General features: G+C 71.4%; 29 protein-coding genes and 1 riboswitch. Of the genes, 13 read left to right on the forward strand and 16 right to left on the reverse strand.

Annotation, left to right across the window (positions count from 1 at the left end; genetic code table 11):
• Positions 1 to 52: 52 nt before the first annotated feature.
• Together OJ997_RS19750 and OJ997_RS19755 are read right to left on the reverse strand one after the other, a co-directional pair.
• Positions 53 to 1,027: an aminotransferase class I/II-fold pyridoxal phosphate-dependent enzyme gene (locus OJ997_RS19750; RefSeq protein WP_270026931.1), complete on the reverse strand. Its 975-nt coding sequence runs from the start codon at positions 1,025 to 1,027 to the stop codon at positions 53 to 55.
• The gene (locus OJ997_RS19755) at positions 1,027 to 1,500 is read right to left on the reverse strand and encodes a hypothetical protein (RefSeq protein WP_270026932.1); all 474 of its coding nucleotides are present in this window, start codon (positions 1,498 to 1,500) and stop codon (positions 1,027 to 1,029) included. The genes OJ997_RS19750 and OJ997_RS19755 overlap by 1 nt, the downstream gene beginning before the upstream one ends.
• A 27-nt stretch (positions 1,501 to 1,527) precedes the next feature.
• Here OJ997_RS19755 and OJ997_RS19760 point away from each other — a divergent pair, with 27 nt between their 5' ends.
• Positions 1,528 to 1,983 (forward strand): hypothetical protein, encoded by a 456-nt coding sequence (locus OJ997_RS19760; protein ID WP_270026933.1) that lies wholly within the window; start codon positions 1,528 to 1,530, stop codon positions 1,981 to 1,983.
• A 24-nt stretch (positions 1,984 to 2,007) separates the two neighbouring features.
• Positions 2,008 to 2,445 (forward strand): VOC family protein, encoded by a 438-nt coding sequence (locus OJ997_RS19765; RefSeq protein ID WP_270026934.1) that lies wholly within the window; start codon positions 2,008 to 2,010, stop codon positions 2,443 to 2,445.
• 29 nt (positions 2,446 to 2,474) lie between these two features.
• Here OJ997_RS19765 and OJ997_RS19770 read toward each other — a convergent pair whose 3' ends face one another.
• Together OJ997_RS19770 and OJ997_RS19775 are read right to left on the reverse strand one after the other, a co-directional pair.
• Entirely contained in the window at positions 2,475 to 2,771 is a 297-nt protein-coding gene (locus tag OJ997_RS19770; protein ID WP_270026935.1) for a hypothetical protein, read from the reverse strand.
• Between the two features lie 318 nt (positions 2,772 to 3,089).
• Positions 3,090 to 4,337 (reverse strand): aminotransferase class I/II-fold pyridoxal phosphate-dependent enzyme, encoded by a 1,248-nt coding sequence (locus OJ997_RS19775; RefSeq protein ID WP_270026936.1) that lies wholly within the window; start codon positions 4,335 to 4,337, stop codon positions 3,090 to 3,092.
• A gap of 110 nt (positions 4,338 to 4,447) precedes the next feature.
• Between OJ997_RS19775 and OJ997_RS19780 the strand changes: the two genes are divergently transcribed.
• The 4 genes from OJ997_RS19780 to OJ997_RS19795 are packed head-to-tail and all read left to right on the forward strand — an operon-like array spanning position 4,448 to position 7,480.
• On the forward strand, positions 4,448 to 5,479 hold the full coding sequence (locus tag OJ997_RS19780) for a GNAT family N-acetyltransferase (RefSeq protein WP_270026937.1): 1,032 nt from the start codon (positions 4,448 to 4,450) through the stop codon (positions 5,477 to 5,479).
• A gap of 10 nt (positions 5,480 to 5,489) precedes the next feature.
• Complete coding sequence (locus tag OJ997_RS19785; protein WP_270026938.1) at positions 5,490 to 6,104, forward strand: sterol desaturase family protein; 615 nt, start codon at positions 5,490 to 5,492, stop codon at positions 6,102 to 6,104.
• A gap of 12 nt (positions 6,105 to 6,116) precedes the next feature.
• Positions 6,117 to 6,407, forward strand: coding sequence for a hypothetical protein (locus tag OJ997_RS19790; protein ID WP_270026939.1), 291 nt, complete (start codon positions 6,117 to 6,119; stop codon positions 6,405 to 6,407).
• Positions 6,408 to 6,409: 2 nt separating this feature from the next.
• Positions 6,410 to 7,480, forward strand: coding sequence for a DNA-3-methyladenine glycosylase family protein (locus OJ997_RS19795; RefSeq protein ID WP_270026940.1), 1,071 nt, complete (start codon positions 6,410 to 6,412; stop codon positions 7,478 to 7,480).
• On the opposite strand, the gene OJ997_RS19800 is transcribed toward OJ997_RS19795, so the two are convergent.
• Genes OJ997_RS19800 through OJ997_RS19810 form a run of 3 tightly spaced genes read right to left on the reverse strand, consistent with a single transcriptional unit; the run spans position 7,395 to position 9,909 of the window.
• On the reverse strand, positions 7,395 to 8,480 hold the full coding sequence (locus OJ997_RS19800; protein WP_270026941.1) for an ABC transporter substrate-binding protein: 1,086 nt from the start codon (positions 8,478 to 8,480) through the stop codon (positions 7,395 to 7,397). The two genes, OJ997_RS19795 and OJ997_RS19800, sit on opposite strands and share 86 nt — an antisense overlap.
• On the reverse strand, positions 8,477 to 9,217 hold the full coding sequence (locus tag OJ997_RS19805; protein WP_270026942.1) for an ABC transporter permease: 741 nt from the start codon (positions 9,215 to 9,217) through the stop codon (positions 8,477 to 8,479). Before OJ997_RS19805 ends, OJ997_RS19800 begins: the two co-directional genes overlap by 4 nt.
• Positions 9,214 to 9,909: an ABC transporter ATP-binding protein gene (locus tag OJ997_RS19810; RefSeq protein ID WP_270026943.1), complete on the reverse strand. Its 696-nt coding sequence runs from the start codon at positions 9,907 to 9,909 to the stop codon at positions 9,214 to 9,216. Before OJ997_RS19810 ends, OJ997_RS19805 begins: the two co-directional genes overlap by 4 nt.
• Before the next feature lie 44 nt (positions 9,910 to 9,953).
• Positions 9,954 to 10,069: riboswitch (TPP riboswitch) on the reverse strand.
• A gap of 41 nt (positions 10,070 to 10,110) precedes the next feature.
• Here OJ997_RS19810 and OJ997_RS19815 point away from each other — a divergent pair.
• Genes OJ997_RS19815 through OJ997_RS19830 form a run of 4 tightly spaced genes read left to right on the forward strand, consistent with a single transcriptional unit; the run spans position 10,111 to position 12,638 of the window.
• Positions 10,111 to 10,695, forward strand: coding sequence for a hypothetical protein (locus OJ997_RS19815; protein WP_270026944.1), 585 nt, complete (start codon positions 10,111 to 10,113; stop codon positions 10,693 to 10,695).
• Positions 10,695 to 11,126: a nuclear transport factor 2 family protein gene (locus OJ997_RS19820; protein ID WP_270026945.1), complete on the forward strand. Its 432-nt coding sequence runs from the start codon at positions 10,695 to 10,697 to the stop codon at positions 11,124 to 11,126. The genes OJ997_RS19815 and OJ997_RS19820 overlap by 1 nt, the downstream gene beginning before the upstream one ends.
• Positions 11,126 to 11,518, forward strand: coding sequence for a nuclear transport factor 2 family protein (locus tag OJ997_RS19825; RefSeq protein ID WP_270026946.1), 393 nt, complete (start codon positions 11,126 to 11,128; stop codon positions 11,516 to 11,518). Before OJ997_RS19820 ends, OJ997_RS19825 begins: the two co-directional genes overlap by 1 nt.
• A gap of 19 nt (positions 11,519 to 11,537) precedes the next feature.
• Entirely contained in the window at positions 11,538 to 12,638 is a 1,101-nt protein-coding gene (locus tag OJ997_RS19830) for an adenylate/guanylate cyclase domain-containing protein (protein WP_270026947.1), read from the forward strand.
• On the opposite strand, the gene OJ997_RS19835 is transcribed toward OJ997_RS19830, so the two are convergent.
• Genes OJ997_RS19835 through OJ997_RS19850 form a run of 4 tightly spaced genes read right to left on the reverse strand, consistent with a single transcriptional unit; the run spans position 12,619 to position 16,048 of the window.
• A complete protein-coding gene (locus OJ997_RS19835; protein ID WP_270026948.1) occupies positions 12,619 to 13,221 on the reverse strand; it encodes an HAD-IA family hydrolase in 603 nt (200 codons plus the stop codon). The genes OJ997_RS19830 and OJ997_RS19835 overlap by 20 nt on opposite strands.
• Entirely contained in the window at positions 13,214 to 14,587 is a 1,374-nt protein-coding gene (locus OJ997_RS19840) for a vWA domain-containing protein (protein WP_270026949.1), read from the reverse strand. The genes OJ997_RS19835 and OJ997_RS19840 overlap by 8 nt, the downstream gene beginning before the upstream one ends.
• 4 nt (positions 14,588 to 14,591) lie before the next feature.
• A complete protein-coding gene (locus OJ997_RS19845) occupies positions 14,592 to 15,461 on the reverse strand; it encodes an AAA family ATPase (protein WP_270026950.1) in 870 nt (289 codons plus the stop codon).
• A 5-nt stretch (positions 15,462 to 15,466) separates the two neighbouring features.
• Positions 15,467 to 16,048, reverse strand: coding sequence for a TetR/AcrR family transcriptional regulator (locus OJ997_RS19850; protein ID WP_270026951.1), 582 nt, complete (start codon positions 16,046 to 16,048; stop codon positions 15,467 to 15,469).
• 93 nt (positions 16,049 to 16,141) lie between these two features.
• Here OJ997_RS19850 and OJ997_RS19855 point away from each other — a divergent pair, with 93 nt between their 5' ends.
• Positions 16,142 to 16,690, forward strand: coding sequence for a YceI family protein (locus OJ997_RS19855; RefSeq protein WP_270026952.1), 549 nt, complete (start codon positions 16,142 to 16,144; stop codon positions 16,688 to 16,690).
• Between the two features lie 5 nt (positions 16,691 to 16,695).
• The gene (locus OJ997_RS19860) at positions 16,696 to 17,259 is read left to right on the forward strand and encodes an NADPH-dependent FMN reductase (RefSeq protein ID WP_270026953.1); all 564 of its coding nucleotides are present in this window, start codon (positions 16,696 to 16,698) and stop codon (positions 17,257 to 17,259) included.
• Here the strand turns inward: OJ997_RS19860 and OJ997_RS19865 are convergent.
• From OJ997_RS19865 to OJ997_RS19885, 5 genes are read right to left on the reverse strand one after another with little or no spacing between them, the layout of a single operon-like run.
• Positions 17,234 to 18,772: a globin-coupled sensor protein gene (locus tag OJ997_RS19865; RefSeq protein ID WP_270026954.1), complete on the reverse strand. Its 1,539-nt coding sequence runs from the start codon at positions 18,770 to 18,772 to the stop codon at positions 17,234 to 17,236. The genes OJ997_RS19860 and OJ997_RS19865 overlap by 26 nt on opposite strands.
• Before the next feature lie 56 nt (positions 18,773 to 18,828).
• Positions 18,829 to 19,572 carry a hypothetical protein gene (locus OJ997_RS19870; protein ID WP_270026955.1) on the reverse strand — a complete coding sequence of 248 codons (744 nt, stop codon included), beginning with the start codon at positions 19,570 to 19,572 and terminating at the stop codon, positions 18,829 to 18,831.
• On the reverse strand, positions 19,569 to 19,910 hold the full coding sequence (locus OJ997_RS19875; RefSeq protein ID WP_270026956.1) for a hypothetical protein: 342 nt from the start codon (positions 19,908 to 19,910) through the stop codon (positions 19,569 to 19,571). Before OJ997_RS19875 ends, OJ997_RS19870 begins: the two co-directional genes overlap by 4 nt.
• A complete protein-coding gene (locus OJ997_RS19880) occupies positions 19,903 to 21,075 on the reverse strand; it encodes an ArsA family ATPase (RefSeq protein WP_270026957.1) in 1,173 nt (390 codons plus the stop codon). The genes OJ997_RS19875 and OJ997_RS19880 overlap by 8 nt, the downstream gene beginning before the upstream one ends.
• A gap of 14 nt (positions 21,076 to 21,089) precedes the next feature.
• Positions 21,090 to 22,388 carry a D-glucuronyl C5-epimerase family protein gene (locus OJ997_RS19885; RefSeq protein WP_270026958.1) on the reverse strand — a complete coding sequence of 433 codons (1,299 nt, stop codon included), beginning with the start codon at positions 22,386 to 22,388 and terminating at the stop codon, positions 21,090 to 21,092.
• A gap of 82 nt (positions 22,389 to 22,470) precedes the next feature.
• Between OJ997_RS19885 and OJ997_RS19890 the strand changes: the two genes are divergently transcribed.
• Complete coding sequence (locus OJ997_RS19890; RefSeq protein WP_270026959.1) at positions 22,471 to 23,328, forward strand: hypothetical protein; 858 nt, start codon at positions 22,471 to 22,473, stop codon at positions 23,326 to 23,328.
• Positions 23,329 to 23,459 lie beyond the last annotated feature (131 nt).

The following is a 23,459-nucleotide window of genomic DNA, read 5'->3' on the forward strand; positions in this document are numbered from 1 at the left end:
TGGCCTCCGACTTGCCCGGCCCGGCGCGCGCGGCCCGCCAGGCGCGGCGCGACTACGCGGCGCCCAGGGCCGCGAGCAGCCGCGTCGTCGCGGCCTCGTCGCGCAAAGTCACGCGGACGTGGCGGTCTGAGCCCCATGCGCTGCCCGGCGCGACGTAGATGCGCGCCGCGGCCAGCGCTTCGGCGTTTGCTTCGAGCCAGACGTAGGGACCGACACCGTCGACGACCCGTGGGCCCAACGCGTCGACCAAACGCGCGCGTTCGCGCTCGACCTGCTCGCGTCGGCGGGCCACGCCGGGCGCGCCGTTCTCCACCGCCCAGAGCGCGCCCGCGACGGCGGCCGCGCCCACGCCGAGCACGGGCGCCAGGGGCAACTCGACGCCCGTGCCGACGATCGCGTAGCCCACTCGGAAGCCGGCCATCGCGTGCGCCTTCGAGAACGAGCGGACCTGGATCACGCGCGGGTGGTCCACGATCTCCGCGCCGCCCGGGAGGAAGTCGGCGAGCGCCTCGTCGACGATCAGCCAGTCGTCGCCCGGCTCGAGCGCGGCGACGGCGCCGGTCGGGTCCGCGGGACGCGTGAGGACCGTCGTGCGGCCCGGCTCCGCGCGCTCGACCGGTACGGGTCGCGCGCCCGCCTCCTCGACGAGCGCCGGCAGCCACTGCCAGCCGGGCCAGACCAGCGCGACCTCGCCCGTCGCGACCGCGCGCACCGCGGCGCGCAGGAGCTCGCTCGCGCCGTGGCCGACGACGACCCGCGCGGGATCCACGTCGTGCGAGGCGGCGATCGCCTGCCGCAGCGGCCCCACGTCCGGGTACTCGTTGACCGCGCGGCGCAACGCGAACGTCGCGGCGTTGACGATCTCCGGATGCGGCGGGCCGTGCCAGGCCGCTCCGCTCAGGTCCAAGGCCGGTTGCTCGACCACGTCGCGCGCCCGCTCGTCGTCGCGCCGGGCGCGCAGCTCGGCGGAGACCTCGTCCGGGGAGAGCTCGTCGAACTGCCGGTAGTAGCCGAAGAGCTTGCGCATCAGCCGGGCGCGAGCGAGGGCGCCGGACCTTCGAGCACGAGGAACCAGACGCCGAAGGCGATCAGCGCGACCACGGCGGTGACGGCGAAGATCCGGGCCACCAGCCCCTCGCGCTGGTCGTGACCGGCGGCACGGCGCAGCAGTCGCCACACGCGATCCAGGCGATTGGCCAGCGCCAGCGTCACCAGCAGCGACGCCAGGATCCCGAAGAACGCGACGACGATCCCGAGGAAGTCGTTGTCGGCGTGGTAGGAGACCTGCGACGCGATCCACAGCCAGGCCACCGGCTGCGGTCCCCACACCGACAGGCACAGCAGCGTCTCGACCACGAGCACGAGGAACGCGAGCAGCCCGTCCAACCGCCGGCGACCGGCGCCGCCGCGCTGAGGATCGCCGCGGTAGTGCAGCGGCCCGGTACCCGGACGGCGCCCGATGAAGAGCCCGCCCGTGTCCGTCGGATCGTTGCGCGCCACGACGCTGAGGATACGATCAACGACCGCGTGAGCCGGCACAACAAGAGCAAGCGCCGGGCCCGCTCGAAGGCGACCGCGCCGCAGGTGCCGCCGCGGCCGCCGCGGCGCGTCGACGAGCGTCCGGACCGGGTCAACGCGCCCTGGCATCCGTTCCCGCTGGTCGAGATCAGCGTCCTGATCGGGATCGTCTGCATCGTCCTCGGGCTCTTCCGCACCGACGAGACGGGTGGTCGCGTGCTGCTCGCGCTGGGCGTCGCCCTCGGCGCGCTCGGCGGGCTGGACACCAGCCTCCGCGAGCACTTCGCCGGCTACCGGTCGCACGCGCTCGTGCTGGCGGCGTTCCCGGCGGTCGCGACCGCCGCGATCATCGGCCTCGCGCACGCCCCGCTGTACGTGATCGTGCCCGTGATGCTGGGCGTCTTCCTGGTGGCGTTCGTCGCCCTCAGACGCGTCTGGGAGCACAAGCAGCGCGTGCCCGCGTAAACGAAGCGCCTATCCTTCCGCCGCGTGTCGGACGACAAGCGCATGCGGCTGCGTGGGTTGCACCACGTCACCGCCATCAGCAGCGACATCGAGCGCACCATCGCGTTCTACCGCGACACGCTCGGCCTGCCGATCGTGCACGACGCCGTTTCGGATGACGACCCGGATGCCCGCCACGTGTGGGTCGACGCCGGCGACGGCAGCTACCTGAGCTTCATGGAGTACGCCAGCCTGCCCGAGGGCGTCGTGGGCACGGGCTCGACGCATCACTTCGCGCTCCGCGTGGAGACGAGCGACGAGCAGGAGGCGTGGCGCGACTATCTGCGCGAACGCGACGTCGACTGCACCGACGTGCTCGACCGTGGCTCGTTCCGCTCGATCTACATCCGCGATCCCGACGGCCACGTCGTGGAGATCGCCACCGCCGGGCCCGGCTTCGGTGCCGGCGGGCCGTCCGCGTAACGGACGAGCTCGCCGACACCGCAACCTTCCTAGGCCGCCATGCGGTCCTGGTCGCCCGTGAGGCGACCGGCCAGCTCTTTGCGCTGACGCTCGGTCATCGAGCCGATGGTCTTGGTCTCGAGCATCGAGATCGAGGTCAGGAACCGCCGGCAGCGCGAGCGCCCCCAGCGATGCTGGCTCATCAGCAGATCCGCGATGTTCATGCTCTCGGCCTCCCACGGGCACTCGAGCACGATTCCGGCAACCGTCGCCTCACCATCCGCCACCTGGCGCTTGAGCTCGGCGCGCGCCAGGCGCACACGGTTGGCCTGCTCCAGCGCCCGCATGTGCTGCGGCGGCGCAGGGGCTATCGCAGATGTTCCCATCGAACCTCCCCGCTAGTAGTCCGCCCGCCGCGATTCAGCAGGCGTCCATTCGTTTTACGTACGTTCGGTCGATCGCGCGCGCAGACCAGTCTGACAACGCCCGACAGCGTCGCCCGACCTCGTCGGCCCGTTGAGTGTCCCGATCAACGGGCCCCGCGTGCAGCATCCAACCGAGTCAGCAGGCTAGCCGCGCTGCACCCGATCCGGCAACGCTCAACCACCCTCAAAATCAGCAAAGAGCATGGTTTTTAGTCGCGATGTAACCGTCCGGTGAATGTGCTATGCGCCTGGTGCGGGCAGCGCGCCATGCTCGGATTCGAATTTCTGCTTGACGTTTTCGAACGCGTCCAGCGCTCGGTCGAGCACGGCCTTGTCGTGGGTGGCCATGACGCTCGTCCGCAGCAGCGCGCCGCCGGGCGGGACGGCCGGATGGATGGCGACGTTGACGTACACGCCGGCGTCGTAGAGCGCGCGCCAGAGCAGCACGGCCTTCCAGTCGTCCTCGACGAGGACGGGCACGATCGGCGTGATCGCCGGCTCGCCCCGCACCACCCGGAACCCCAGCGACTCCAGGCCGCGGCTCAGGTACTCGCCGTTGTCAAGCACGCGTGACAGCAGCTCCGGGCCCTCGTCGGAGCGGATGATCCGCAGCGCGGCCAGCGCGGCGCCGACCGCCGCCGGCACGCCCGACGCCGTGAACAGGAACGCTCGCGAGGAGACGCGCAGGAAGTCGATCACCTCGTGCGAGCCGGCGATGAAGCCGCCGCACGACGCGAGGGACTTGCTGAACGTGCCCATGCGCAGGTCCACGTCGGCCTCGACGCCGAACAGCTCCGAGACGCCCGCACCGCGCGCCCCGAGCACGCCGGCCCCGTGCGCCTCGTCGACCATCAGCCGTGCGCCGTAGGCCTTGCACAGCTCGACGATCCGCGGGAGCGGCGCGATGTCGCCCTCCATGGAGAAGACGCCGTCGACGACCACCAGGACGCCGCCACCGTCCTCCACGGCGCGTCCGAGCATCTTCTCCAGGCGATCCAGGCGCCCGTGCTTGAACGGGCGCAGCTTGGCCTTGGAGATCAGGCAGCCGTCGAGGATCGAGGCGTGGTCGGCGCTGTCGACGATCACCGTGTCGCCCGGGCCGAGGATCGTGCCGAGCGTGCCGACGTTGGCCTGGTGGCCGGTCGAGAAGACGATCGCCTCCTCGGTGCCCATCCACTCCGCGAGCTCGGCCTCCAGCTCCAGGTGCAGGTCGAGGGTGCCGTTGAGCAGGCGCGAGCCGGTCAGGCCCGTGCCGTACTTGTCGAGCGCGTCCCGGGCCGCGGCCTGCACGCGCGGGTCGGCGGTGAGGCCGAGGTAGTTGTTGGAGCCGAGCATGATCCGCTCGGCGCCCTCCATCTCCACGATCGGCCCCGCAGGGCCTTCGAGGCGCCTGAAGTAGGGCAGCAGGTCGGCCTCGCGGGCGGCGCGCAGCTGCTCGGCGCGCTCGTGCCCCCGGACCTTCGCGAAGACATCGATGGCTGTCGGCATTGCTAGGGTCCGCCTCCGTGAGCGTGGTCGTCCGTCCGGTCTCCTCTTGGCGAGACCGCCGGGAGTTCGTCGAGCTCCCGTACCGGCTGCACTCTAACTCTCCGGTGTGGGTGCCCCCGTTGCGTCTGGAGCGGCACATCTTCCTGCTGCGCTCGCAGAACCCGCTGTTCAAGCACGGTGACGCGCAGCTGTTCCTCGCCTGGCGCGACGGCCGCGTCGTCGGTCGCATCAGCGCCCAGTTCGACGAGCTCTACAACGCCCAGCACGAAGACCTGACGGGCATGTTCGGCTTCCTGGAGTTCGAGGACGCGCCGGACATCGTCGCGCCGCTGCTGGAGGCCGCCGCCTCGTGGCTGCGGGCCCAGGGCCGCGACCGGATGATCGGCCCGATGGACTTCACGATGAACGACGAGTGCGGCGTGATGGTCGACGGCTTCGAGCGGATGCCGTTCGTCAAGCAGCCCTGGCACCCGCCGTACTACGGGGTCCGGTGCGAGGAGGCGGGGCTCGAGAAGGCCGTGGACCTCTTCATGTACGAGCTCGTGATCTCCGACCGCTCGAAGATCCTGCCGGTCGTCTTCAAGCTCGCCGAGCGCGTCCAGAAGCGGCACAAGATCACGATCCGGCGCATGTCGCGGCGCTCGCTGCGGCGCGACATGGACGCCTTCGCGGCCGTCTACAACGAGGCCTGGAGCGACAACTGGGGCTTCGTGCCGTACACGAAGCCCGACCTGGACGCCTACGCCCAGGAGCACCAGCTCGTCTTCGACCGCAACTGGTACATGGTCGCCGAGACCGAGGAGGGCGAGACCGCCGCGGTCGCGATCACGGTGCCGGACATCAACCAGGTGCTGGTGAAGATGAAGGGCCGCCTGCTGCCCTTCGGCTGGTTCCACTTCCTGCGCAAGAAGTGGATCATCGACCGGGTTCGAGTCGGCTTCCTCGGCGTCAAGCACGCCTACCAGCACACGGGCGTGGCCGCGGCGCTGTACGTCGAGCACTTCGACACCGCCTCGCGCACGCCGCAGAAGTGGGGCGAGATGGGCTGGATCCTGGAGTCCAACCACAACATGAACAAGGCGATGGAGGCGATGGGCGGCCGCGTCGTGCGGCGTTTCCGGGTCTACGAACGGGCCTTGTAAGGTTCCCCTTATGGATCGTTCGGAGTTCTTGAAGGCCTCTCCGCCGATGTTCAAGTCGGGGCTGTTGGACAAGTTCACCCGTGTCCATCACTTCGTCCCGATCGTGATCTTCCTGCCCGCGATCGTCGTGCTCTTCGCGTTCGGCGTCGATCGCCTCGGGCTCTTCCGCTCGCTCGGCTTCGTGGTCGGCGGCTACTTCTTCTGGACGCTCGCCGAGTACTGGATCCACCGCGTGGTGTTCCACTTCGAGCCCGAGTCGGGCGTCGGTGCACGCCTGCACTGGATGGTCCACGGCGTCCATCACGACCATCCGAACGACCCGCTGCGGCTCGTGATGCCGCCGGGCGCCTCGGTGCCGCTGGCGCTGATCTTCTACGCGCTCTTCTGGTTCGTGCTGGGCGCGGACCGCGCGTTCGCCTTCGGCGCCGGCTTCCTCGGCGGTTACCTCGCTTACGACATGATCCACTACGCCCTGCACCACCACACGCCGAAGTCCCGCTTCGGAAAGTGGCTGCGGGAGCTGCATATGCGTCATCACTTCCAGGACGACGAGCGCGGCTTCGGCATCAGCGCCCCGTACTGGGATCGCGTGTTTGGCACGATGCATGTCCGCCGGGGACGGTAGTGTCTCTCCTTCGTGGTTGAGGAAGACGGAGAAGTCGCTGAGGGCGAGGTCGTCGACGGCCTGCCGGTCGTCACGGACGCCGGCGTAGTGCAGGAACCGGCTCCCGCGGGCGCGCTCTCCGTGCCCGGCGTGCAGGCCGCCGCACTGGCAGCAACGGGTTTTGTCGCGGGCGCCGCGACGGTCGCCGTCGTCAAGCGTCACCGCTCCAAGAAGGCGGCGAAGAAGCGCAAGTCGGGCCCACTCGGTGAGATCGTCGGCTCGAACTCGTTCCTCATCGACGTCCACCTGCTCCGCCGCAACTAGTCGTGTTGCAGCCGGCCGCGCACGCCGGACGGGGCGCCGCGCCCGTCCGTGCTCGCCGTCAGAGCGCGTCGCCCGCGGCGCTGCCCGTGCTCGTGCGGGAGGTCGTGGAGCCGCGCTGGCCGCACTTCCGGCTCGGGCCGCCTTCGCTGGACGGCCTCACGCGCCGCCGCGGGAACGGGCTCATCCGGCTGCTGCACGTGGACGGGGCGCCGGTGCTCGTCGCCGTGTCGGGCACGGTGTTCGCGGCCCGCGCGGTGGATGAGGCGTCCGCGCGCGAGGGCATCGCGCGGATGCGCTTCGCGACGGGCATAGACGACGACCTCGCAGAGTTCCACGCCCGCTTCCGCGACGACCCGGTGCTCGGTCGCGCGATCCGCGCGCGGCCGTGGCTGCGCGTGCGACGCAACCCGACGGCGTTCGAGTCGCTCGCGTGGGCGATCACCGAGCAGCTGATCGAGGTCGTCCGCGCCAACGCGATCCAGCGCCGCCTCGTGGCCGCCCACGGGCGCCGCCACGGCCTGTTGCGAGACTCGCCGGAAGCCGAGACCGTCGCGGGCCTCGCCCCGGCGGAGATCGACGCGTGCGGGCTCGCGCCGAAGCGCACGCTGGCGCTGCGCCGGGCCGCGCGCGAAGTCGCCGCGGGAAGGGTCGCGCTCGCGCGCCGGGCGGAAGGAGCGCCCGCGGCGACGGCCACGCCCGCGCGCACCGCCCGGCTGGCCGACGGCCCGCGGGCCGCGCTCGTCGCCGGGGCCCACGGGGCGGACTTCGCCCGGTTGCTGGCGATCCCCGAGATCGGGACGTGGACGGTCGAGATGCTCGCCCTGCACGGGCTCGGGCGCCTCGACGTGGTTCCCGCCGGAGACCTCGGCTACCTCAAGCTGGTCGGCCGGCTGCAGACGGGCAACCCGCGCGCCATCGCCGACGAGGACGAGGTGCGCGGGTTCTTCTCCGCCTACGCGCCGTACGCGGGGATGGCCGCCCAGTACCTCAGCGGTCCCGCGAGGACTCTGCCAGCCCCTCGCCGGGCAGGAACTCGTTGGTCAGCGGGCTCGCCTCGGACGGCGGCCGCGTGAGCAGGTTCTCGCTGCGCATCCAGCGCTCGTAGTTCGCCCACACGATCGGCTCCTGCCAGCCCCAGGGCAGATCCTTCACGTTGGCCGGCGGGGTGATCGTCGTCGGCGCGGCGCGGTCCTCCGGGTCGGGCGGCACCGGGAAGAAGACGGGCAGTGTTGCCTTGATCGCCGCCTCCTGGAGCCCGGCATCCAGCCCCTTGTCGGCCTTGAGCAGCGCGTCCACGCCCGCCTTGGGGTTCTGCTTGAGCAGTCGGTGCCCGGCGGCCGTCGCGCTGAGGAAGCGCCGCAGCCGGGCGGCGCCGGCCTCGTCCAGGTCCTGGCGGCGCGCGACGAAGATCAGCTCGTTGTAGGTCGGCACCCCGATGTCCTCCATGCGCAGGATCGTCGGGTCCTCGTCGCGGCGTTGTAGGTCCACACCCTCGTAGTTCCAGAACGAGCCGAGCGAGGCGTCGGCCTTCTTGGACAGCATCGCCTGCGTGAGGTTGAAGCCGACGTTGATCTCCTTCACGGAGGTCGGGTCCACGTCGGCGTTCGCCAGGATCGTCTTCAGGTACGCGCTCTGGTACGGGATGCCGGACGTCGCGACGTTCTTGCCCGCGAGGTCCTTCGCCGTCTTCACGCCGCCGCTCGGCAGCGCGATCAGCGACGTCAGCGGCTTCTGGACCAGCGCGCCGACGGAGACGATGTCTTCCTGGCCGCTGTCGCGCGCGAGCAGCAGCTCGGGCGTGTAGGAGATCGCCAGGTCGGCCTTGCCCGCGGCAAGCAGCTTCAGCGGCGCGGACGGGTCCGGCGGCGCCTGGAGCTTGACGTCCAGCCCGGCCCGTTGGTACAGCCCCGCGTCGAGCGCGGCGTACAGGCCGGCGTGATCGGCGTTCGGGAAGTAGTCGAGCATCACGGTGAACGGCTCCTGGCGCGGCAGCTCGGAGCCGGTCGGCTCGGCCTTCTCGCCGCATCCGGCAACCGTCACCGCGAGCGCGGCGAGCAACAACAAACGTTTCATGAGACCGTCCTTGGCGACCAGGAGACAACCCGCCGCTCCAGCGCGCTGAACAGCACGTAGAGAGCGACGGCTTCGAAGACCAGCAACGCGGTGGCGGCGAAGACGCGCGCGCTTGCGAGTTGGGCGTTGGCGGTGATGATGAGGTGCCCGAGGCCCGCGGTGGAGCCCGCGGTCTCGGCCAGCACCGCGCCGATCACGGCCACGGCGGCCGCGATCCGGAGCCCGGTGAACCCGGCGGGCAGGGCGGACGGCGCCTCGAGGAAGCGCAGCCGCTGCCAGCGGGAGGTGCCGAGGGCGTTGAGCACCCGGCGCGCGTCGGGGTCGACGTCGCGTAGCCCGTCGGCGACGTTGACGACGACGGGGAAGAAGCAGATCAGCGCCACGACGACGATCTTGGGCGCGAGCCCGAAGCCGAGCGCGAACACGATCAGTGGCGCGAGCACCGGGATCGGCACGGCCTGCGAGCCCACCACGAGCGGACGCAGCGCCCGGTCGAGCATGGGCACGAGGTGCATCGCGACCGCGAGGACGATCCCGAGCACGAGCGCGGCGAGCAGGCCGAACACGACCTCCTGGGTGGTGACCGCGAGGTCGGGCCCGAGGATCGCCCGGTCCTCCCACAGCGAGGTGGCCACGGCGCTCGGCGCGGGCAGCAGCAGCGGGTCCACCCAGCCGGCCTGGCAGATGAGCTCCCAGCCGCCGATCAGCACGGCGAGGACGATGAGCGGCGGGATCACTCGGCCACCCCGAGCGCGGCGAGCGCTCGCTCCCGCAGCTCGACCACCGCTTGTTCCGTGCGCGCACGCGGGCGCGCGAGGGGCACGTCCAGCACCGACACCACGCGCCCCGGCCGCTGGGAGAGCAGCACGACCCGGTCGGCCAGCAACACCGCCTCCTCCACGTCGTGCGTCACCAGCAGCACCGTCCGCGGCTCGCGCGCGAGCGCTTCGGCGAGCCACGTCTGCGCCTGCGTGCGCGTGAGCGCGTCGAGCGCGCCGAACGGCTCGTCCAGGCACAGCAGCGGCCGGCCGGCGAGCAGCGTGCGCAGGAACGCGACGCGCTGGCGCATCCCGCCCGACAGCGTCGCCGGCCGCGCCTTCTCGAAGCCCTCCAGCCCGAACCGCACGAAGTGCGCGTGGGCGGCCTCGCGTGCCGCGGCCTTCGACGCGCCTGCCACGCGCAGCGCGAGCGCCGCGTTGTCCAGCGCGCTCAGCCACGGCAGCAGCCCGTCGCGTTGGGGCATCAGCGCCGCCGCGGGCGCCTCGACCGTCCCGGCGTCGGCGGGTTCGAGCCCGCACACCAGCGACAGCAGGGTCGACTTGCCGCACCCGCTCGGCCCCACGACCGCGACGAGCTCACCCGCGGCCACCCGCAGGTCTACGCCGTCGAGCGCCACAACGTCCCCGTACGCCTTGCGCACGCCGGACACCGACACTCCCGTCCCTACGCGAAGAGGCCCTGACAGAGCCTCGACCTCAGCCACCATTCGCTCCCTCCGCGGGCATTACCCCGACCAGGTTCGAAGGGTCAGCGCCGGAGCGGGGCGCTATCTCAGCCGGGCGTTCCTCCCAGCCCCCCTGTTCAACAAAAACTGCCACGAGAGCGTACCGCCCGCATAGGATCGCCCGCGATGTCCAACAAAGTGGCCCTGCTCATCGGTGGCGCGGTCGGCGTCGTGTTCGGCGTCGTCCTGATCACGCTCGACGCCCCGCCCATCGCCATTGCGCTGGTGACGGTCCCCTTCCTGGCGTGGTTCGTGGGGTGCAAGCTCTACCTTCGGCACGCGGCGGCTCACGCCGTGCGCAAGGCGCTGCTGCGCCACGTCGATCCCACGGCGACCGCGCCCGCCGGCGCGCAGCCCGCGGACAACCAGCTGATCCGGCGCCTGAACGCCACGTTCGACTGGGAGGTGGCCCGCCCGCTGATCACGTCGGACTTCACGATGGTCGACGTGCGCGGCCGCCGCTTCAACCAGAGCATCTACAAGCGCTCGCTGGCGGTCTACGAGTCCGCCTTCTCGCAGATCGAGAACCAGATCGAGGAGCTTTACGCGGACCCGCACGAGCCGGACGTGTTCCATGCGCGGGAGCGGCTGGTCGGCCGGCCGCACCGCGGGCCGGACCTCGACGCCACGACGTGGTCACGCTACGTGCTCACCCCCGACGGCCAGCAGGTGCGCCAGGTCGAGTGCACCGCCGTGGTCAGCGTCGCCTGATGCGCCCGGAGGACGTGCGCGACGCGTTCGCGTGGATGGAGACCGTCGTGGCGCTGCCGCCGGCGACCGCGGTCGAGGTCGAGTGCGAGCTCGTCCACCGGCTCTACACCACGCGTGAGTGGGAGCGCACGCGCCCGATGCTCGCCGACGACTTCGTGCTGGTCGGCCCGACCGGCCGCGCGGGCCTCGAGGCGCTGCGGCGCACGAACGAGCTGATGGCGGACGCCTACGAGGACCTGCAGGCGGAGATCGAGACGATCGTGTCCGACCCGGCCGCGCCGGACGTCCTCTACGTGCGTGACCACTCGCGTGGACGCCCGCGGGACGGCTCGCCGGCGCTCGACGTGCGCGCCTGGTCGCGCGTCGTCCTGACCGCCGACGGTACGCAGGTGCGCGAGCTCGGGCCCTCCAGCGTCATCCAGTCCGCTTGATGCTCCCGCCCGAGCACGCCGTCCCGGTCGAGAGCCCGTTGATCGAGCGCTTCTACGCCGCGCACGACTGGTCGGTGACCGCGACGATGCTCGCGCCCGACTTCGTCTGGATCGACCAGGACGGCAAGGCCCGCAAGGCCAAGCACCTGCGCTCGCAGTCCCAGTGGTTCGAGGCCGCCTACGACAACGCGCACGCCACGCTGGACGCGGTCGTGGCCGACCTCGGCGAGCCGTCCGTGCTCTACGTCCGGGGCGTCACGCACGCCCGCGCGCGCAATCGCTTCCAGGAGCCGGCGCGGATCGACGTCGCCGTCTGGACGCGGTTCGTGATCACCTCCGACGGGACCCGGATCCGCCAGATCGGGCCATCCAGCGTCATCGACGGCGCATGAGAGGTACCGTCCCGCTCTGATGGACTGGGACGCCGAAGGACTCTTAGAGGGCCTCGAGGACGACCGCGCGCGGGATGCGCGGCGCCGCCTGCTCGACGAGCTGCACACGCAGGGGATGGGCCTGGAGGAGCTACGGCGCGTGGTCGCCGAGGACAAGCTCGTGCTCGCGCCGGTCGCTCGCGCGCTGAGCTCGGAGGCGCGCTACACCGCCGGGGAGATCGCCGAGCAGGCGAACATCGAGCTCGAGATGTTCACCGCCAGCCGGCGCGCGCTCGGGTTGCCCGTGCCCGGCGACGAGGAGCGCGTGTACGGCGAGAAGGACCTCGAGGCCGCGCGGCTGGGCACCGCGCACCGGCAGGCGGGCTTCGCCGACGAGGACGCGCTGGAGGTCGCCCGCGTGCTCGGCCAGGGCATGGCGCGCTACGCGGAGTCCACCAAGGCGCTCGTCGCGCGCACGTTCCTGGAGCCGGGGCTGGACGAGTACGAGCTCGCGCACCGCTACCGGGTCGTGGCAGAGCAACTGATGCCGCTTGCCGGCCCGTGGCTGGAGCACGTGTTCGCGCTCCACTTGCAGCAGGTGCTGCGCAGCGACGCGATCACGCAGGAGCAGCGGCGCTCCGGCAAGGTCGACGACACCCAGCAGGCCGTCGTCGCGTTCGCGGACCTCGTCGGCTTCACCGAGCTGGGCGAGCAGCTGCCGGTAGAGGAGCTCGGCAGCGTCGCCGGGCGCCTCTCGCACCTGGCGGGTGAGGCGCTCGAGCCGTCCGTGAAGCTCGTGAAGCTGATCGGCGACGCGGTGATGCTCGTCTCGCCCGAGCCCGGGCCGATGGTCGAGAGCACGCTGCGGCTGGTGGAGATCGCCGAGCGCGACGCCGGCTACCCGCCGCTGCGGGCGGGCGTGGCGTGCGGTCAGGCCGTGCACCGCTGGGGCGACTGGTTCGGCACGCCCGTGAACCTGGCGAGCCGCCTGACCGCGCGGGCCCGCCCGTCGACGGTGCTTGTCTCGGCCGAAGTGCGCGACGGGATCGACGGCGCGCCCTTTGAGTTCTCCGACGCGGGCAAGAAGAAGCTCAAGGGCTTCTCCGCGCCCGTGCACGCGTTCAGAGCTCGGCGCGCCTGAGCTCGTCCATCGAGCCGTAGACCGCGTCGGCCTCGTGCAGCGCTTCCGCGCCGTGCGAGGTCGTCAGCGCGACCACGCGCATCCCGGCGGCCTTGCCCGCCGCGATCCCCGCGGGCGCGTCCTCGATCACGAGGCAGTCCTCGGGCGCGACGCCGAGCCGCTGAGCGGCCTTCAGGTACGGCTCGGGGTCGGGCTTCCCGCGCGTGATGTCGTCGGCGGAGACGAGCACGTCCGGGATCGGATGGCCGACGGCGTTGAGCCGCCCGAGTGCCAGCTCGCGCCCGCCGGAGGTGGCGATCGCCCAGCGCGGCGCGGCCTCGATCGCCTCGCGCGCGCCCGGGACGGCGGTCAGCCGCGCCTCCTCGGCCATCTCGTACGCGGTGATCGTCGCGACCTCGTGGTCGGCGTCCAGGTGCGGCGCGAACTCGTGCACGAGCTCCCGCCCGGGCCGGCCGTGCAGGACCGGCAGCAGCGCGTCCCAGTCGACGTCGCGCTCCTCGGCCCAGCGGTTCCAGGAGGCCTCGACGACGGGCGCCGAGGCGACGAGCACGCCGTCGAGGTCGAAGAGGACGGCGCTAGGCATGCATCGGCCGCGTGAGCGCCTTCACGAAGGTCTCGAGCTGGGGGGTCGTCCAGCACTCGTAGGCCTCGCAGTAGGGCTCGTAGGCGGAGATCACGGAGTCGCCGTAGTTCCAGTAGAGCTTCGGCTCCGGGTTCAGCCAGAAGGTGCGGCCGGCGCGCTCGGACACGCGGGCGAAGATGTCGGCGCGGGGGTCGCGGCCGTTGGTGCGGGCGTCGCCGAGGACGATCACCGTGGCGCGCGGATGCAGGTCGTCCTCGACGGACTCGAGGAACTCGCGCCAGACGCGGCCGTAGTCGGTGTAGCCGCTCACATCCGCCACGCCGGCGTCCTTGGAGATGGCTTCGTTGACGGCCTTGAAGTCCCGCTCGCGGCTGAAGACGTCGGTGACCTCGGAGATGCGCTCGACGAAGACGAAGGAGCGCATCTTGCGGAACGAGTCGTGCAGCGCGTGGAGCACGCTCAGGAAGAAGACGGACGCGCTCGTCACTGAGGTCGAGACGTCGCACAACACATAGAGCTCGGGGCGGCGGGGCCGCTTCGGCTTGTACTTGAGCACCACCGGCACGCCGCCGGTCTCCAGCGACGCCCGCATGGTCCGGCGCACGTCGACGTGGGCGTGCCGCGCGTGCCCGCGCGCCTGGTGGCCCTGCGAGGCCAGCCGGCGCTTGAGCTGCATCACGACGCGGTGCACGGCGGCCAGGTCCTGCGCGGGGCCGGACGGCAGCGCGCGGTCCAGCTCGTTCAACGGCCGCGCGGCGGGCAGCGTCTGGGTGCGCTCGATCTGCGCGCGCTCGAGCTCCCGGCGCAGGTACTGCTCGAACTTGCGGATCTGGTCGCGGCTCAGCGGATACTCGACGGACGAGCCTTCGCCCTTGACCATCTGGCCGGGCTCGGACTTCAGGCCCAGCGCGCGGCGGATGCGCTGGACGTCGACGCCGAGCACGCCGGAGCCCTGGCCCTGGCGCCCGAAGGCCGCGATCGCCAGCCGGGCGAGATCGCGCAGCGCGGCCTCGTCGCCGGCCGCGATCGCCTCGAGGATCTGCTCCCGCAGCGCCTCGTAGTCGATCCGGTCGCCCTGCTCGCCGCCCATGCCCTCGGCGGCCGCCTCGCTCTCGCGGATGCCGGCCTGCAGCGCGGCGCCCTCCGCGGCACGGAAGAAGTAGCGATCGAAGACGAGGTCGAAGACGCGGCGGTCGTCCGGGGACTTCGCCAGCGTCGCCGCGAGCGCCTCGCGGAACGGCCCGGGGGCGGTCCAGCCGACCTCACCGAGCGCGGCGAACGCGTCGTTGAGCTCGGAGGTGCCGATCGCGACCCCCTCACGGCGCAGCTCGTCGCCGAAGCCGACGAGGTGCTGCGGCAACGACATGGCGCTAGGCCGCCAGCCGCACGCCGACCCGCTCCGCGACGGTGTCGAGATCCGTGCGGTGCTTGACGATGATCGACATCGTCTCGCGGAAGGTCTGCTGGTCGATGTCCTCGGCGCCGAGGAGCAGCAACGCGCGCGCCCAGTCGATCGACTCGGCGATCGAGGGCGGCTTCTTCAGGTCCAGCTCGCGCACCATCGACACGACCTCGACGAGCCGCGCGGCGACCGTCTCCGGCAGCTCCGGCGCGTGCAGGCGGACGATCTCCAGCTCGCGCTCGGGCGTCGGGTAGTCGAGCCACAGGTACAGGCAGCGGCGCTTCAGCGCTTCGGTCAGCTCACGCGAGTTGTTCGACGTGAGCAGCACGACCGGCATCGTCTTCGCCTCGATGCGGCCCAGCTCGGGGATCGAGATCTGGAAGTCGCTGAGCAGCTCGAGCAGCATCGCCTCGAACTCCTGGTCGGTCTTGTCGATCTCGTCGATCAGCAGGACCACCGGCTCCTCGGAGGCGATCGCCTGCAGCAGCGGTCGCGAGAGGAGGAACTCCTCGCCGAAGATGTCGTCCTGCACGGCCTGCCAGCCGGCGTCCTCGGCCTCGGTCTGGATCCGCAGCAGCTGCTTGCGGTAGTTCCACTCGTACAGCGCCTTGGCCTCGTCGAGACCCTCGTAGCACTGCAGACGCACGAGGTCGCGGCCCAGATACTCGGCCAGCTTCTTGGCCAGCTCGGTCTTGCCGACACCGGCGGGACCCTCGACCAGCACGGGCTTGCCGAGCCGCGTCGCCAGGTAGGACACCAGCGCCGTCGACTCACCGGGGAGGTACCCGGCAGCCTGCAGGCCGCTCGTGACGTCGTCGACAGACCCAGGGACGATCATCCCGGTCAGTCTATGAGCCTCGCGACCAAGTCCTCATACGCGCGGGTCAGCTCCTCCAACGAGCGCTCGCGCACATCGCGCTGGTAGAGGAACGCGGGGGCGGCCAGCGGCGCCATCAGCACGTCGGCCAGGTACTGCGCGGAGTCGCCGCAGCCGGCCTGCTCGAGCAGCAGGGAGACGTGCGTGCGATAGAGCGCGTACGGCTCGCTGAGCAGCCAGGACGCACCTTCCGCGGTGGCGAGCAGCCGGCCGTGCACCTCGAGGAAGCGCAGGTACGCGGCGCCGAACGCGATCAGCCGCTCCCGCGCGGGCGCGCCCGGCCCGAGCGGCGGCGCGCCGCGGATGAGGTCCTCCTGCAGCTGGATCTCGGTGTCGGAGATGAGCGCCCGGACGAGCCCGGCGCGGTCGCCGAAGCGGCGGAAGACGGTGCCCTTGCCGACGCCTGCCTCGGCCGCCACGGCCTCCATCGTCACGCACTCCGGGTTGCGCGCGAACAGCCGCCCCGCGGCCTCCAGCACGAGCTTGCGGTTGCGGGCGGCATCCGCGCGCTCGGGCGGTTCGGCGTTGAACACGGGGAGCGCGGACATACCCACAGGATAGCTAACTGGACCATGGTCCGTTTCGTGTGCTACCTTTCCGCCAGCAAGCAAACGGACCACGGTCCACTTACGGGAGCGACCATGACCGCCATCGCCCAGAGCACCATCCCCGCCAACAGCACCTGGACCGCCGACACGGTCCACTCGACCGTCGGCTTCGCCGTCAAGCACATGCTCGTCTCGACCTTCCGCGGCCGGTTCGAGAGCTACGACGCGACGCTCACCGCGGCCGAGGACGGCACGCTGCGCCTCACCGGCTCCGTCGCCGCCGACTCGATCCTCGTCAAGGACGACAACCTCGCCGCCCATCTGCGCGCGCCCGACTTCTTCGACACCGAGCGCTTCCCGACCGTCACCTTCGACTCGACGCTGATCCGCAGCGAGGACGGCGAGCTGATCGTCGACGGCACGCTGACGATCAAGGGCACCTCCCGCCCGATCGAGGCCCGCGGCACGATCACGGACCCGGCGATCACGCTCGGCGACGTCGAGAAGCTCGGCCTGGTGCTCGAGGCGATCGTCGACCGCCGCGAGTATGGCCTCGACTGGAACGCGCCGCTGCCCAAGGGCGGCTTCGCGCTGGCCAACGAGGTCAAGCTGACCGTCGAGCTCGAGCTGGCACGCGCGTAACGGCGATGAAGATCCTCGGCCTCTCCGGCAGCCTGCGCGCCGGCTCCCACAACGCCAAGCTCCTCCGCGCCGCGGGCAACCTGCTGCCGCCCGACGTGCAGCTGGAGGTCTTCGACGGCCTGAAGGCGATCCCGCCGTTCGACGAGGACGACGAGCACACCCGCCCCGACGCCGTGCAGGCGCTCTGGGACGCGATCGCCGGCGCGGACGCGGTGCTCGTCGCGACCCCCGAGTACAACCACTCGCTCCCGGGCCAGCTCAAGAACGCGCTGGACTGGCTCTCACGCCCGCTCGCCGAGTCGCCGCTGCGCAACACGCCGACGGCGGTCATCGGCACCTCGACCGGCCTGTTCGGCGCGGTCTGGGCACAGGCCGAGGGGCGCAAGGTCCTGGCCGCGATCGGCGCGCGCGTGATCGACCGCGAGCTGCCGATCGGCCTCGCCGACGACGCCTTCCACCCACACGGTCACCTGACCGACGACGAGCAGGCGCTCGCGCTGGCAGGCATCCTCGCCGAGCTGGTCGGCGAGGTCGACCAGACGCTTACGCCAGCTCGAGCTGCTTCGTGAGCTCGGACAGCGCTTCCGACTGAGCGGAGAGCTGCGACACCGAGGACACGATCTCCTGGGTGGACGCGTTGGTCTGCTGCGTCGTCGCCGACATCTCCTCGGCCGACGCGGCGGTCTCCTCGGCGTACTCGGCGATGTCGCTCGTGAGCTGGCTCATGCCGCCGAGCTCGAGCGTGATCCGGCCGACGGCGCCGTCGATCTCCTCGAGGGCGCTGCGGGCGCGGTCGGAGGCCTCGGTGCCGGCGTGGGTGCGGCTCGCGGCGTCGCGGACGAGCTGGACGGCGTCGTTGGTCTCGGCCTGGATGCCGGCGATGATCCCGCCGGCGTCCGCCGCCGACTGCGCGGCGCGCTCGGCGAGCCGGCGCACCTCCTCGGCGACGACCGCGAAGCCCTTGCCCTTCTCACCCGCGCGGGCGGCCTCGATCGCGGCGTTGAGCGCGAGCAGGTTGGTCTGGCTGGAGATCTCCTGGATCGCCTCGACGATGCCGCCGACCTGCTCGGAGCGGGCGGCGAGCGCGGTGATCGCGGTCGCGGCGTCCTCGATCCGGGTGCGGGCGTCGGCGAGCGACGTGGTCGCCTCGATCGCGGCCTCGATGCCGTTGCGGGAGAGGTCGGTGGCGCCGGACGCGGCGGCGCTCGCCTGGTCGACGGCACTGCGGCCCTGGGTGGCGACGTCGGCTTGGCGCGCGGCGCCCTCGGCCACGCGCTGGGCGCTCAGCGCCAGCTCGTTGACGGCCTGGCCGGTCTCGCTCAGGGACCGGTTCATGCCCGAGCACATCTCCTGCACGACGAACGTGGAGTCGTTGAAGCTCTTGAGCGTGTCGTGCATCGTGTTGCGCACGTCGGCGAACAGGTCGGAGATGTCCCGGCCCGGGCCGGCCTCGCCCATCGTCTTCAGGTTCACGCCCATCGAGGTGAACGTGTCGTAGTAGAAGGACTCGACGATCGCCTGCGAGTCGTAGTTGAAAACGCGGCTGATCGCGCGCTCGGCGTCCGCGAGCAGCGCGATGTCGACGCCGTCGGTGGAGCGGCGGCCGAAGCTCTTCTTGGCCTGGCGCGCGGGCTCGGGCACGTCGGCGAGCATCGCCGCGTGGACGAGGTCGATGAAGACGGGGTAGGTGCCGAGGAACCACTTCAGCGGCAGGTTGATGCGGCTGTGCAGCGCGCCGACGCCGAGCAGCGCCTCGAAGTAGGAGACGCCGAAGCCGCCCGGCTTGGCCGCCTCGGAGAAGATCGCCTTGAAGTGGCCGGCCTGCGCCGCGCCCCAGCCGCGCTTGAGATCGGCGACGCGGATGCCCTTGCCGTTCGCGTAGTCGGCCAGGAACTGGCCGGCGGAGGCGTGCCCGAAGGTGTGCTCGGCGAGTGCGACACCGATGGCGTCGGCGTTGCGGTCGGCCCAGGCTTGCATGCTGCCCAGGAGCGTGAGCTCCGCGGGGGTCATGCCCATATAGGTGCGGCGCAGCTCGAGTCCGCGCTCGTCGATCTGGTACAGGGAGGCGGCTGAAGGCTTCATCTCACCATCGGTGATCGACCGATTGGTGGAGAAGTTGACTGGACCGATCGGCCCGCTTACTCGTCGTCCCAGAGACGTTCGGTCGCCTCCGGGCGGCGTTCCCTGCGCGTGGGTGCTTCAGACGGGTCTTCGGGCAGCTTGGTGGTGGGTGCGTCGTCGAGCCGAGTCGTCGGTGCGTCGTCCAACCGCGAGGTGGGCGCGTCCGCGATGTCGCCCTCCCACGAGGGGCGGTCGCGCAGGAACTCGGTGACGGCGGTCGCGTCGCGCGGGCGGCGATCCGGCGTGCGCTCGCGCTCCCGGCGCGGCGGCGCGACCCAGCCCGTCTCGTCCGCGGCGGGGTTCGGCGGCTCGGGCGCGTCGATCGCCTTCACGCGCAGACCGGCGGCGATCAGCAGGCCCGCGGCGAGCATGGCGCCGAAGATGCCCCACTGGATGCCGATCGTGGCGCCCACGCCCTCGCCCTGGATGCCGGGCTTGTCGAAGAGCCGGTAGACGAGCAGCAGCATCGCCCAGCCGCCGGCGATGACGATCGCCGTTCCGTCGCCGCCCGGCAGGTGGAACGCCTTGTTCTGCCGCCGCGTCCAGACGAGGAACACCACCGCGATGGCGACGAGCAGGATCCCGGCCTCGACGAACGAGAACGCTCCGAGCGCGCTGACGTTGGACTGGACGGGCCGGCCGTCCGGGAAGATCGCCTTCTGGTACCAGGGCAGGACGAAGGAGAGCACGAGGAGCACCGCCGCGGCGGCGGCGAGCTGCAGCTCCTTGGGCAGGCCCAGCGGTTCTCGGCGTGGGCTCATGAGATCGGGATGTCCTCCACGTCGCGGGCGGGCGCGGGCGGGCGCTCCAGGCGCTCGATCGAGTAGTCGATGACGGCGCGCAGGGCGAGCAGCAGCTCGCGCAGCGCGTCCGCGACCTGGCGGAGCAGCTCGGGCGGCAGGTTGTCCTTGGCCGCGTCGAGCAGCGCGAACAGCGCGTTGAAGTCCGGCGTGGCGGCCTTGGGCGTCTCGCCGGGCGTGGCCCAGCCGTTCGGCGGCGCGCTCGCCTCGGCGGCGCGCGCGGCTTCCTCGGCCCGCGCGTGCGCCTCGCGGACGAGCCGCTCGGCGGCCGCGTAGGCCTCGCGGTCGGGCTCAGCCATGCTCGAACCCCACGGTCAGCGCGCCCTCCTCGAGCGTGGCGGACGTCGGCTTGTAGCCCGCGAGCGCGCCCGGCAACACGATCGTGCGCTTGTGCGTGTCCACGCGGACGATCAGCTCGAGCCCGATCTTCTTGAGCTGCACGTCGCCCTTGGCGGCGAACGGGAGGTCCAGCCGCAGCGACGCGTGCCCGTTGCTCACCGACAGCTCCTGCGCGAGCCGGTCGTGCAGCACCGCGGCCGGGTCGTGGTCGGCGAACAGCGCCGCGCCGAGCTCGTCCAGGCGCTCGTCGCCGATCACCTCGGCGGCGTAGTACGGCGCGTGCAGCACCGGAACCGGCGCGAAGCCCGCGTCGACGAGCTCGAGCTGCTCGCGCTGGACGGCGTGCCAGGCGCCGAAGTAGCCCTCGGCCAGCTCGTCGGGGAAGACGCGGTTCACGATCACGGCGTCCGTGAGGTACCCGTAGAGGTTCAGGTACGTAAACGTCCGCATCGCCTCCGCGACGACCATCCGGTCGGGCGTCATCACGAGCCGCATCGAGACGCGCTCGGCGTCGCGCAGCAGCTCGTGCATCGCGACGAGGTTGGCGACGAGCTTCTGGATCTCGGCGACGACCTGCTCGTCGGGGAGCTGGACGTCGAGGAACATCCGGGCGAGCGGGCGCGCGGCGGAGAGCATCGACTGCTCCTTGCCGACCACCTTGTCCAGCCACCAGCGGGCGGCGTCGGGGAAGCTCAGCAGCCGCAGCGTCTCGCCGGTGGGCGCGCAGTCGACGACGATCACGTCCCACTCGCCGGACTCCACGTGGCCCTTGAGGACGAGCAGGCTGAAGAGCTCGTCACCGCCGGGCGGGACGGTCAGCTCCTCGGCCGCGATCCGCTCCACGCCGCGCTCCATCAGCAGCGTGCCCATCCACTCGCTGACCGCGCTCCAGTGGTGCTCGAGCTCGTCCTGCGCCTGCACCTGCTGGGCGAACAGACGCTCGGAGACCTCGGTCGGGGAGCCCTGGACGGGCGTGTCCAGGACGTCGGCGAGCGAGTGCGCGGGGTCGGTCGAGATGACGAGCGTGCGGGCGCCCGCGGCCGCGCACCGGCGGGCGGTGGCCGCGGCGACCGAGGTCTTTCCTACCCCGCCCTTGCCTGTGTAGAGGATCGTCCGCGCCGCCATCCGGACTGACGACTCTACCCACGCTTCTTGACGGTGATCACTCCAGTCGTGGTGGCGGTGTTGTTGGCGAGGTCGGTCGCGGTGACCGTGACGTCGTAGTCGCCGGACTTCTTCGGCGCGGTCCAGGCGACCGACTTGCTCCCGTAGCCGAGGACGCCGGGGGTGAGCGTGGCGACCGCCTTGCCGTCGCGCGTGATCTTCAACGTGACCCGCGAGATCTTCGAGAGCTTGAAGCGCACGGTGCCGAGCTTGCGGGCGGTGAGCGTGCTCTTCAGCGGCTCCAGGGTCGGCGGCAGCGTGAGGTACTCGGTGAAGTGCTGCTCGGCGGCGCAGTACTCGACCGTGGTCGTGCGCGAGCACAGCGCCTTGAGGAAGTCACGGAGGAGCTTGTGGTAGCCGAGGTCGGACTCGCGGGTGACCGGCGCGCCGCGGCTGTAGAGGCTCCACGCGCCCGTGTCGAACGTGCCGATCTCCTGGCGGGCGGCGCGGTCGCCGTCCTCGAACAGCGACTGCGCGGTCGGGTCGCCGGTCAGGTTGGCGAAGTCGTAGAGGCCGACCAGCGACTGGATGAAGCCGTTCGCGACCTTGAAGGTCGGCAGGCCGGAGTACTGCAGGTAGTGGGCGCCGGTACCGGACGGGATCCGCACGCCGGACGGCGGCGCCGCGGTGAAGATCGACAGGCCGGCGAGCGCGACGGGAAAGACATCCTCCTGGCGGTTCAGGCGCGTGGCCGAGCGGGCCATCGCCTGCAGACCGGTGCCCTGGGCGAGCGAGGAGACCCACGGCGGCGACTGGCCGTCGAACGGGAACAGGTACTCCCACGCGAGCCCGCCGGCGCGCTGGGCCGAGAGGCCCTTGATCTCGTCCAGCAGGGCGCCGGCGCGCACGTCGTAGCGCTTGCCGCCGCTCCAGTAGCCGTTGAGCTTGCCGAACGTGCCGAGCCACTGGATCTGGATGCCGTGGCCGGGATAGAACTGGAAGACGAGCTCGGAGCCGGTGAAGGAGACGCGCTCACCGGCGTTGAGGAGGCGCTGCGTGGTCCACCACTCGACGTTGCGCTGCAGCGTGAGGAACAGGCTCGGGAGGCGGCTGGCCGTGAACTGCTTGCGCGCCGCCATGCCTTCGAGGTCCGTGATCACGCCGCCCAGCTGGACCTTGCGGGCGCCCGTCAGCTTCTTCACACGCGCGCGAGCGTCGGTGTAGGTCGCGCGGTAGCCCGAGATCGCCGCGGGGTCGGCGCCCGCGGCCTGCAGGCGCTTGAGCTCGGCGGCCACCGTGACCTTCTTCTGGGCCTGTGCCGGACTGGCCGCCAATACGAAAAGGCTGCACAAAATCGGCACAAAAGCTGAACAAAACGTGCGTCTCACGCGGAATCTCCGATGGTAACTTCGACGTATGCGCTTCCTCGGTGTTCTGCTTGCAACCGCTCTACTGGCCGCAGGTTGCGGTGCCGACGGCTCAGAGCGGGCGAGTGCAACGTCGGATGCACGTGAGCTGCTGAGCGCGACGGTCAACAACCTCGGCTCGCTGCAGTCGGCGACGTTGGACGCCAAGCTGGACGCCGCCGCCGGCCAGCAGGAGACCCAGGTCGCCGTCCGCGGGCCGTTCGAGGTCGGCAAGAAGGGGGAGACGCCGCGCTTCGCGGTCTCGGCCGACGTCACCGCCGCGGGGCAGAAGCAGACGGTCGGCGCCACCTCCACCGGCGAGTCGGCCTTCGTGACGCTGCAGGGCAAGACCTACGAGGTGCCGTCGATGCTCGCCGGCCAGCTCACCGCCGGCCTCGAGCAGGCGCTCGGCCAGGGCGGCCCGCTGATCAACATCGACCTCAAGCGCTGGGTGCCGAACCCGGTCAACGCCGGCACCGCCGAAGTCGGCGGCGTGGAGACGATCAAGCTCACCGGTCCGGCCGACGTCCGCAAGGTGATCGCGGACGTCAACCTGCTCGCCGGCCAGCTCAGCGCGCTGCAACTCCCGGGCGCGGGCACGAACGGCAAGCTGCCGAGCAAGATCCCCGCCGAAGCGGCCGACGAGGTCAAGGACCTGACGGTCACCGTTTACACCGGCGCGGAGGACCAGGTGCTGCGCCGCCTCGTCGTCGAGGGCACCGCCGCGACCGGCAACGGCCGCGCGCTGCTGGACCTCACGCTCACGAAGGTCGGCGAGGACCAGGACATCGCGGCGCCCAAGGGCGCCCGTCCGTTCGCCGAGCTGCTCGCGCAGCTGCAGGCCGGCGGCAGCGTCTTCGGCGGCTGAACGTCAACGGCTGACCACACCCACTAGCGCCGCGTCAAACAATTCATGCCCCGGCGTGGGCGGAGCGCGGCGCGGTCGTCAGGAATTGCTTGACCCGTCGCGGCGGGTGTGGTGTGTGGGGGTGGGGAACC

This window comes from Solirubrobacter phytolaccae (assembly GCF_027587195.1).
Taxonomy (GTDB): domain Bacteria; phylum Actinomycetota; class Thermoleophilia; order Solirubrobacterales; family Solirubrobacteraceae; genus Solirubrobacter; species Solirubrobacter phytolaccae.

Bases quoted from the DNA above. Each gene is read 5' to 3' on its own strand.
- OJ997_RS19830 (WP_270026947.1), top strand. From the start codon at position 11,538: ATGGACTGGGACGCCGAAGGACTCTTAGAGGGCCTCGAGGACGACCGC.
- OJ997_RS19820 (WP_270026945.1), top strand. From the start codon at position 10,695: ATGCGCCCGGAGGACGTGCGCGACGCGTTCGCGTGGATGGAGACCGTC.
- OJ997_RS19835 (WP_270026948.1), bottom strand. From the start codon at position 13,221: ATGCCTAGCGCCGTCCTCTTCGACCTCGACGGCGTGCTCGTCGCCTCG.
- OJ997_RS19840 (WP_270026949.1), bottom strand. From the start codon at position 14,587: ATGTCGTTGCCGCAGCACCTCGTCGGCTTCGGCGACGAGCTGCGCCGT.
- OJ997_RS19850 (WP_270026951.1), bottom strand. From the start codon at position 16,048: ATGTCCGCGCTCCCCGTGTTCAACGCCGAACCGCCCGAGCGCGCGGAT.
- OJ997_RS19815 (WP_270026944.1), top strand. From the start codon at position 10,111: ATGTCCAACAAAGTGGCCCTGCTCATCGGTGGCGCGGTCGGCGTCGTG.
- OJ997_RS19775 (WP_270026936.1), bottom strand. From the start codon at position 4,337: ATGCCGACAGCCATCGATGTCTTCGCGAAGGTCCGGGGGCACGAGCGC.
- OJ997_RS19860 (WP_270026953.1), top strand. From the start codon at position 16,696: ATGAAGATCCTCGGCCTCTCCGGCAGCCTGCGCGCCGGCTCCCACAAC.
- OJ997_RS19750 (WP_270026931.1), bottom strand. From the start codon at position 1,027: ATGCGCAAGCTCTTCGGCTACTACCGGCAGTTCGACGAGCTCTCCCCG.
- OJ997_RS19865 (WP_270026954.1), bottom strand. From the start codon at position 18,772: ATGAAGCCTTCAGCCGCCTCCCTGTACCAGATCGACGAGCGCGGACTC.
- OJ997_RS19870 (WP_270026955.1), bottom strand. From the start codon at position 19,572: ATGAGCCCACGCCGAGAACCGCTGGGCCTGCCCAAGGAGCTGCAGCTC.
- OJ997_RS19770 (WP_270026935.1), bottom strand. From the start codon at position 2,771: ATGCGGGCGCTGGAGCAGGCCAACCGTGTGCGCCTGGCGCGCGCCGAG.
- OJ997_RS19890 (WP_270026959.1), top strand. From the start codon at position 22,471: ATGCGCTTCCTCGGTGTTCTGCTTGCAACCGCTCTACTGGCCGCAGGT.
- OJ997_RS19785 (WP_270026938.1), top strand. From the start codon at position 5,490: ATGGATCGTTCGGAGTTCTTGAAGGCCTCTCCGCCGATGTTCAAGTCG.
- OJ997_RS19855 (WP_270026952.1), top strand. From the start codon at position 16,142: ATGACCGCCATCGCCCAGAGCACCATCCCCGCCAACAGCACCTGGACC.
- OJ997_RS19880 (WP_270026957.1), bottom strand. From the start codon at position 21,075: ATGGCGGCGCGGACGATCCTCTACACAGGCAAGGGCGGGGTAGGAAAG.
- OJ997_RS19825 (WP_270026946.1), top strand. From the start codon at position 11,126: ATGCTCCCGCCCGAGCACGCCGTCCCGGTCGAGAGCCCGTTGATCGAG.
- OJ997_RS19875 (WP_270026956.1), bottom strand. From the start codon at position 19,910: ATGGCTGAGCCCGACCGCGAGGCCTACGCGGCCGCCGAGCGGCTCGTC.
- OJ997_RS19845 (WP_270026950.1), bottom strand. From the start codon at position 15,461: ATGATCGTCCCTGGGTCTGTCGACGACGTCACGAGCGGCCTGCAGGCT.
- OJ997_RS19800 (WP_270026941.1), bottom strand. From the start codon at position 8,480: ATGAAACGTTTGTTGTTGCTCGCCGCGCTCGCGGTGACGGTTGCCGGA.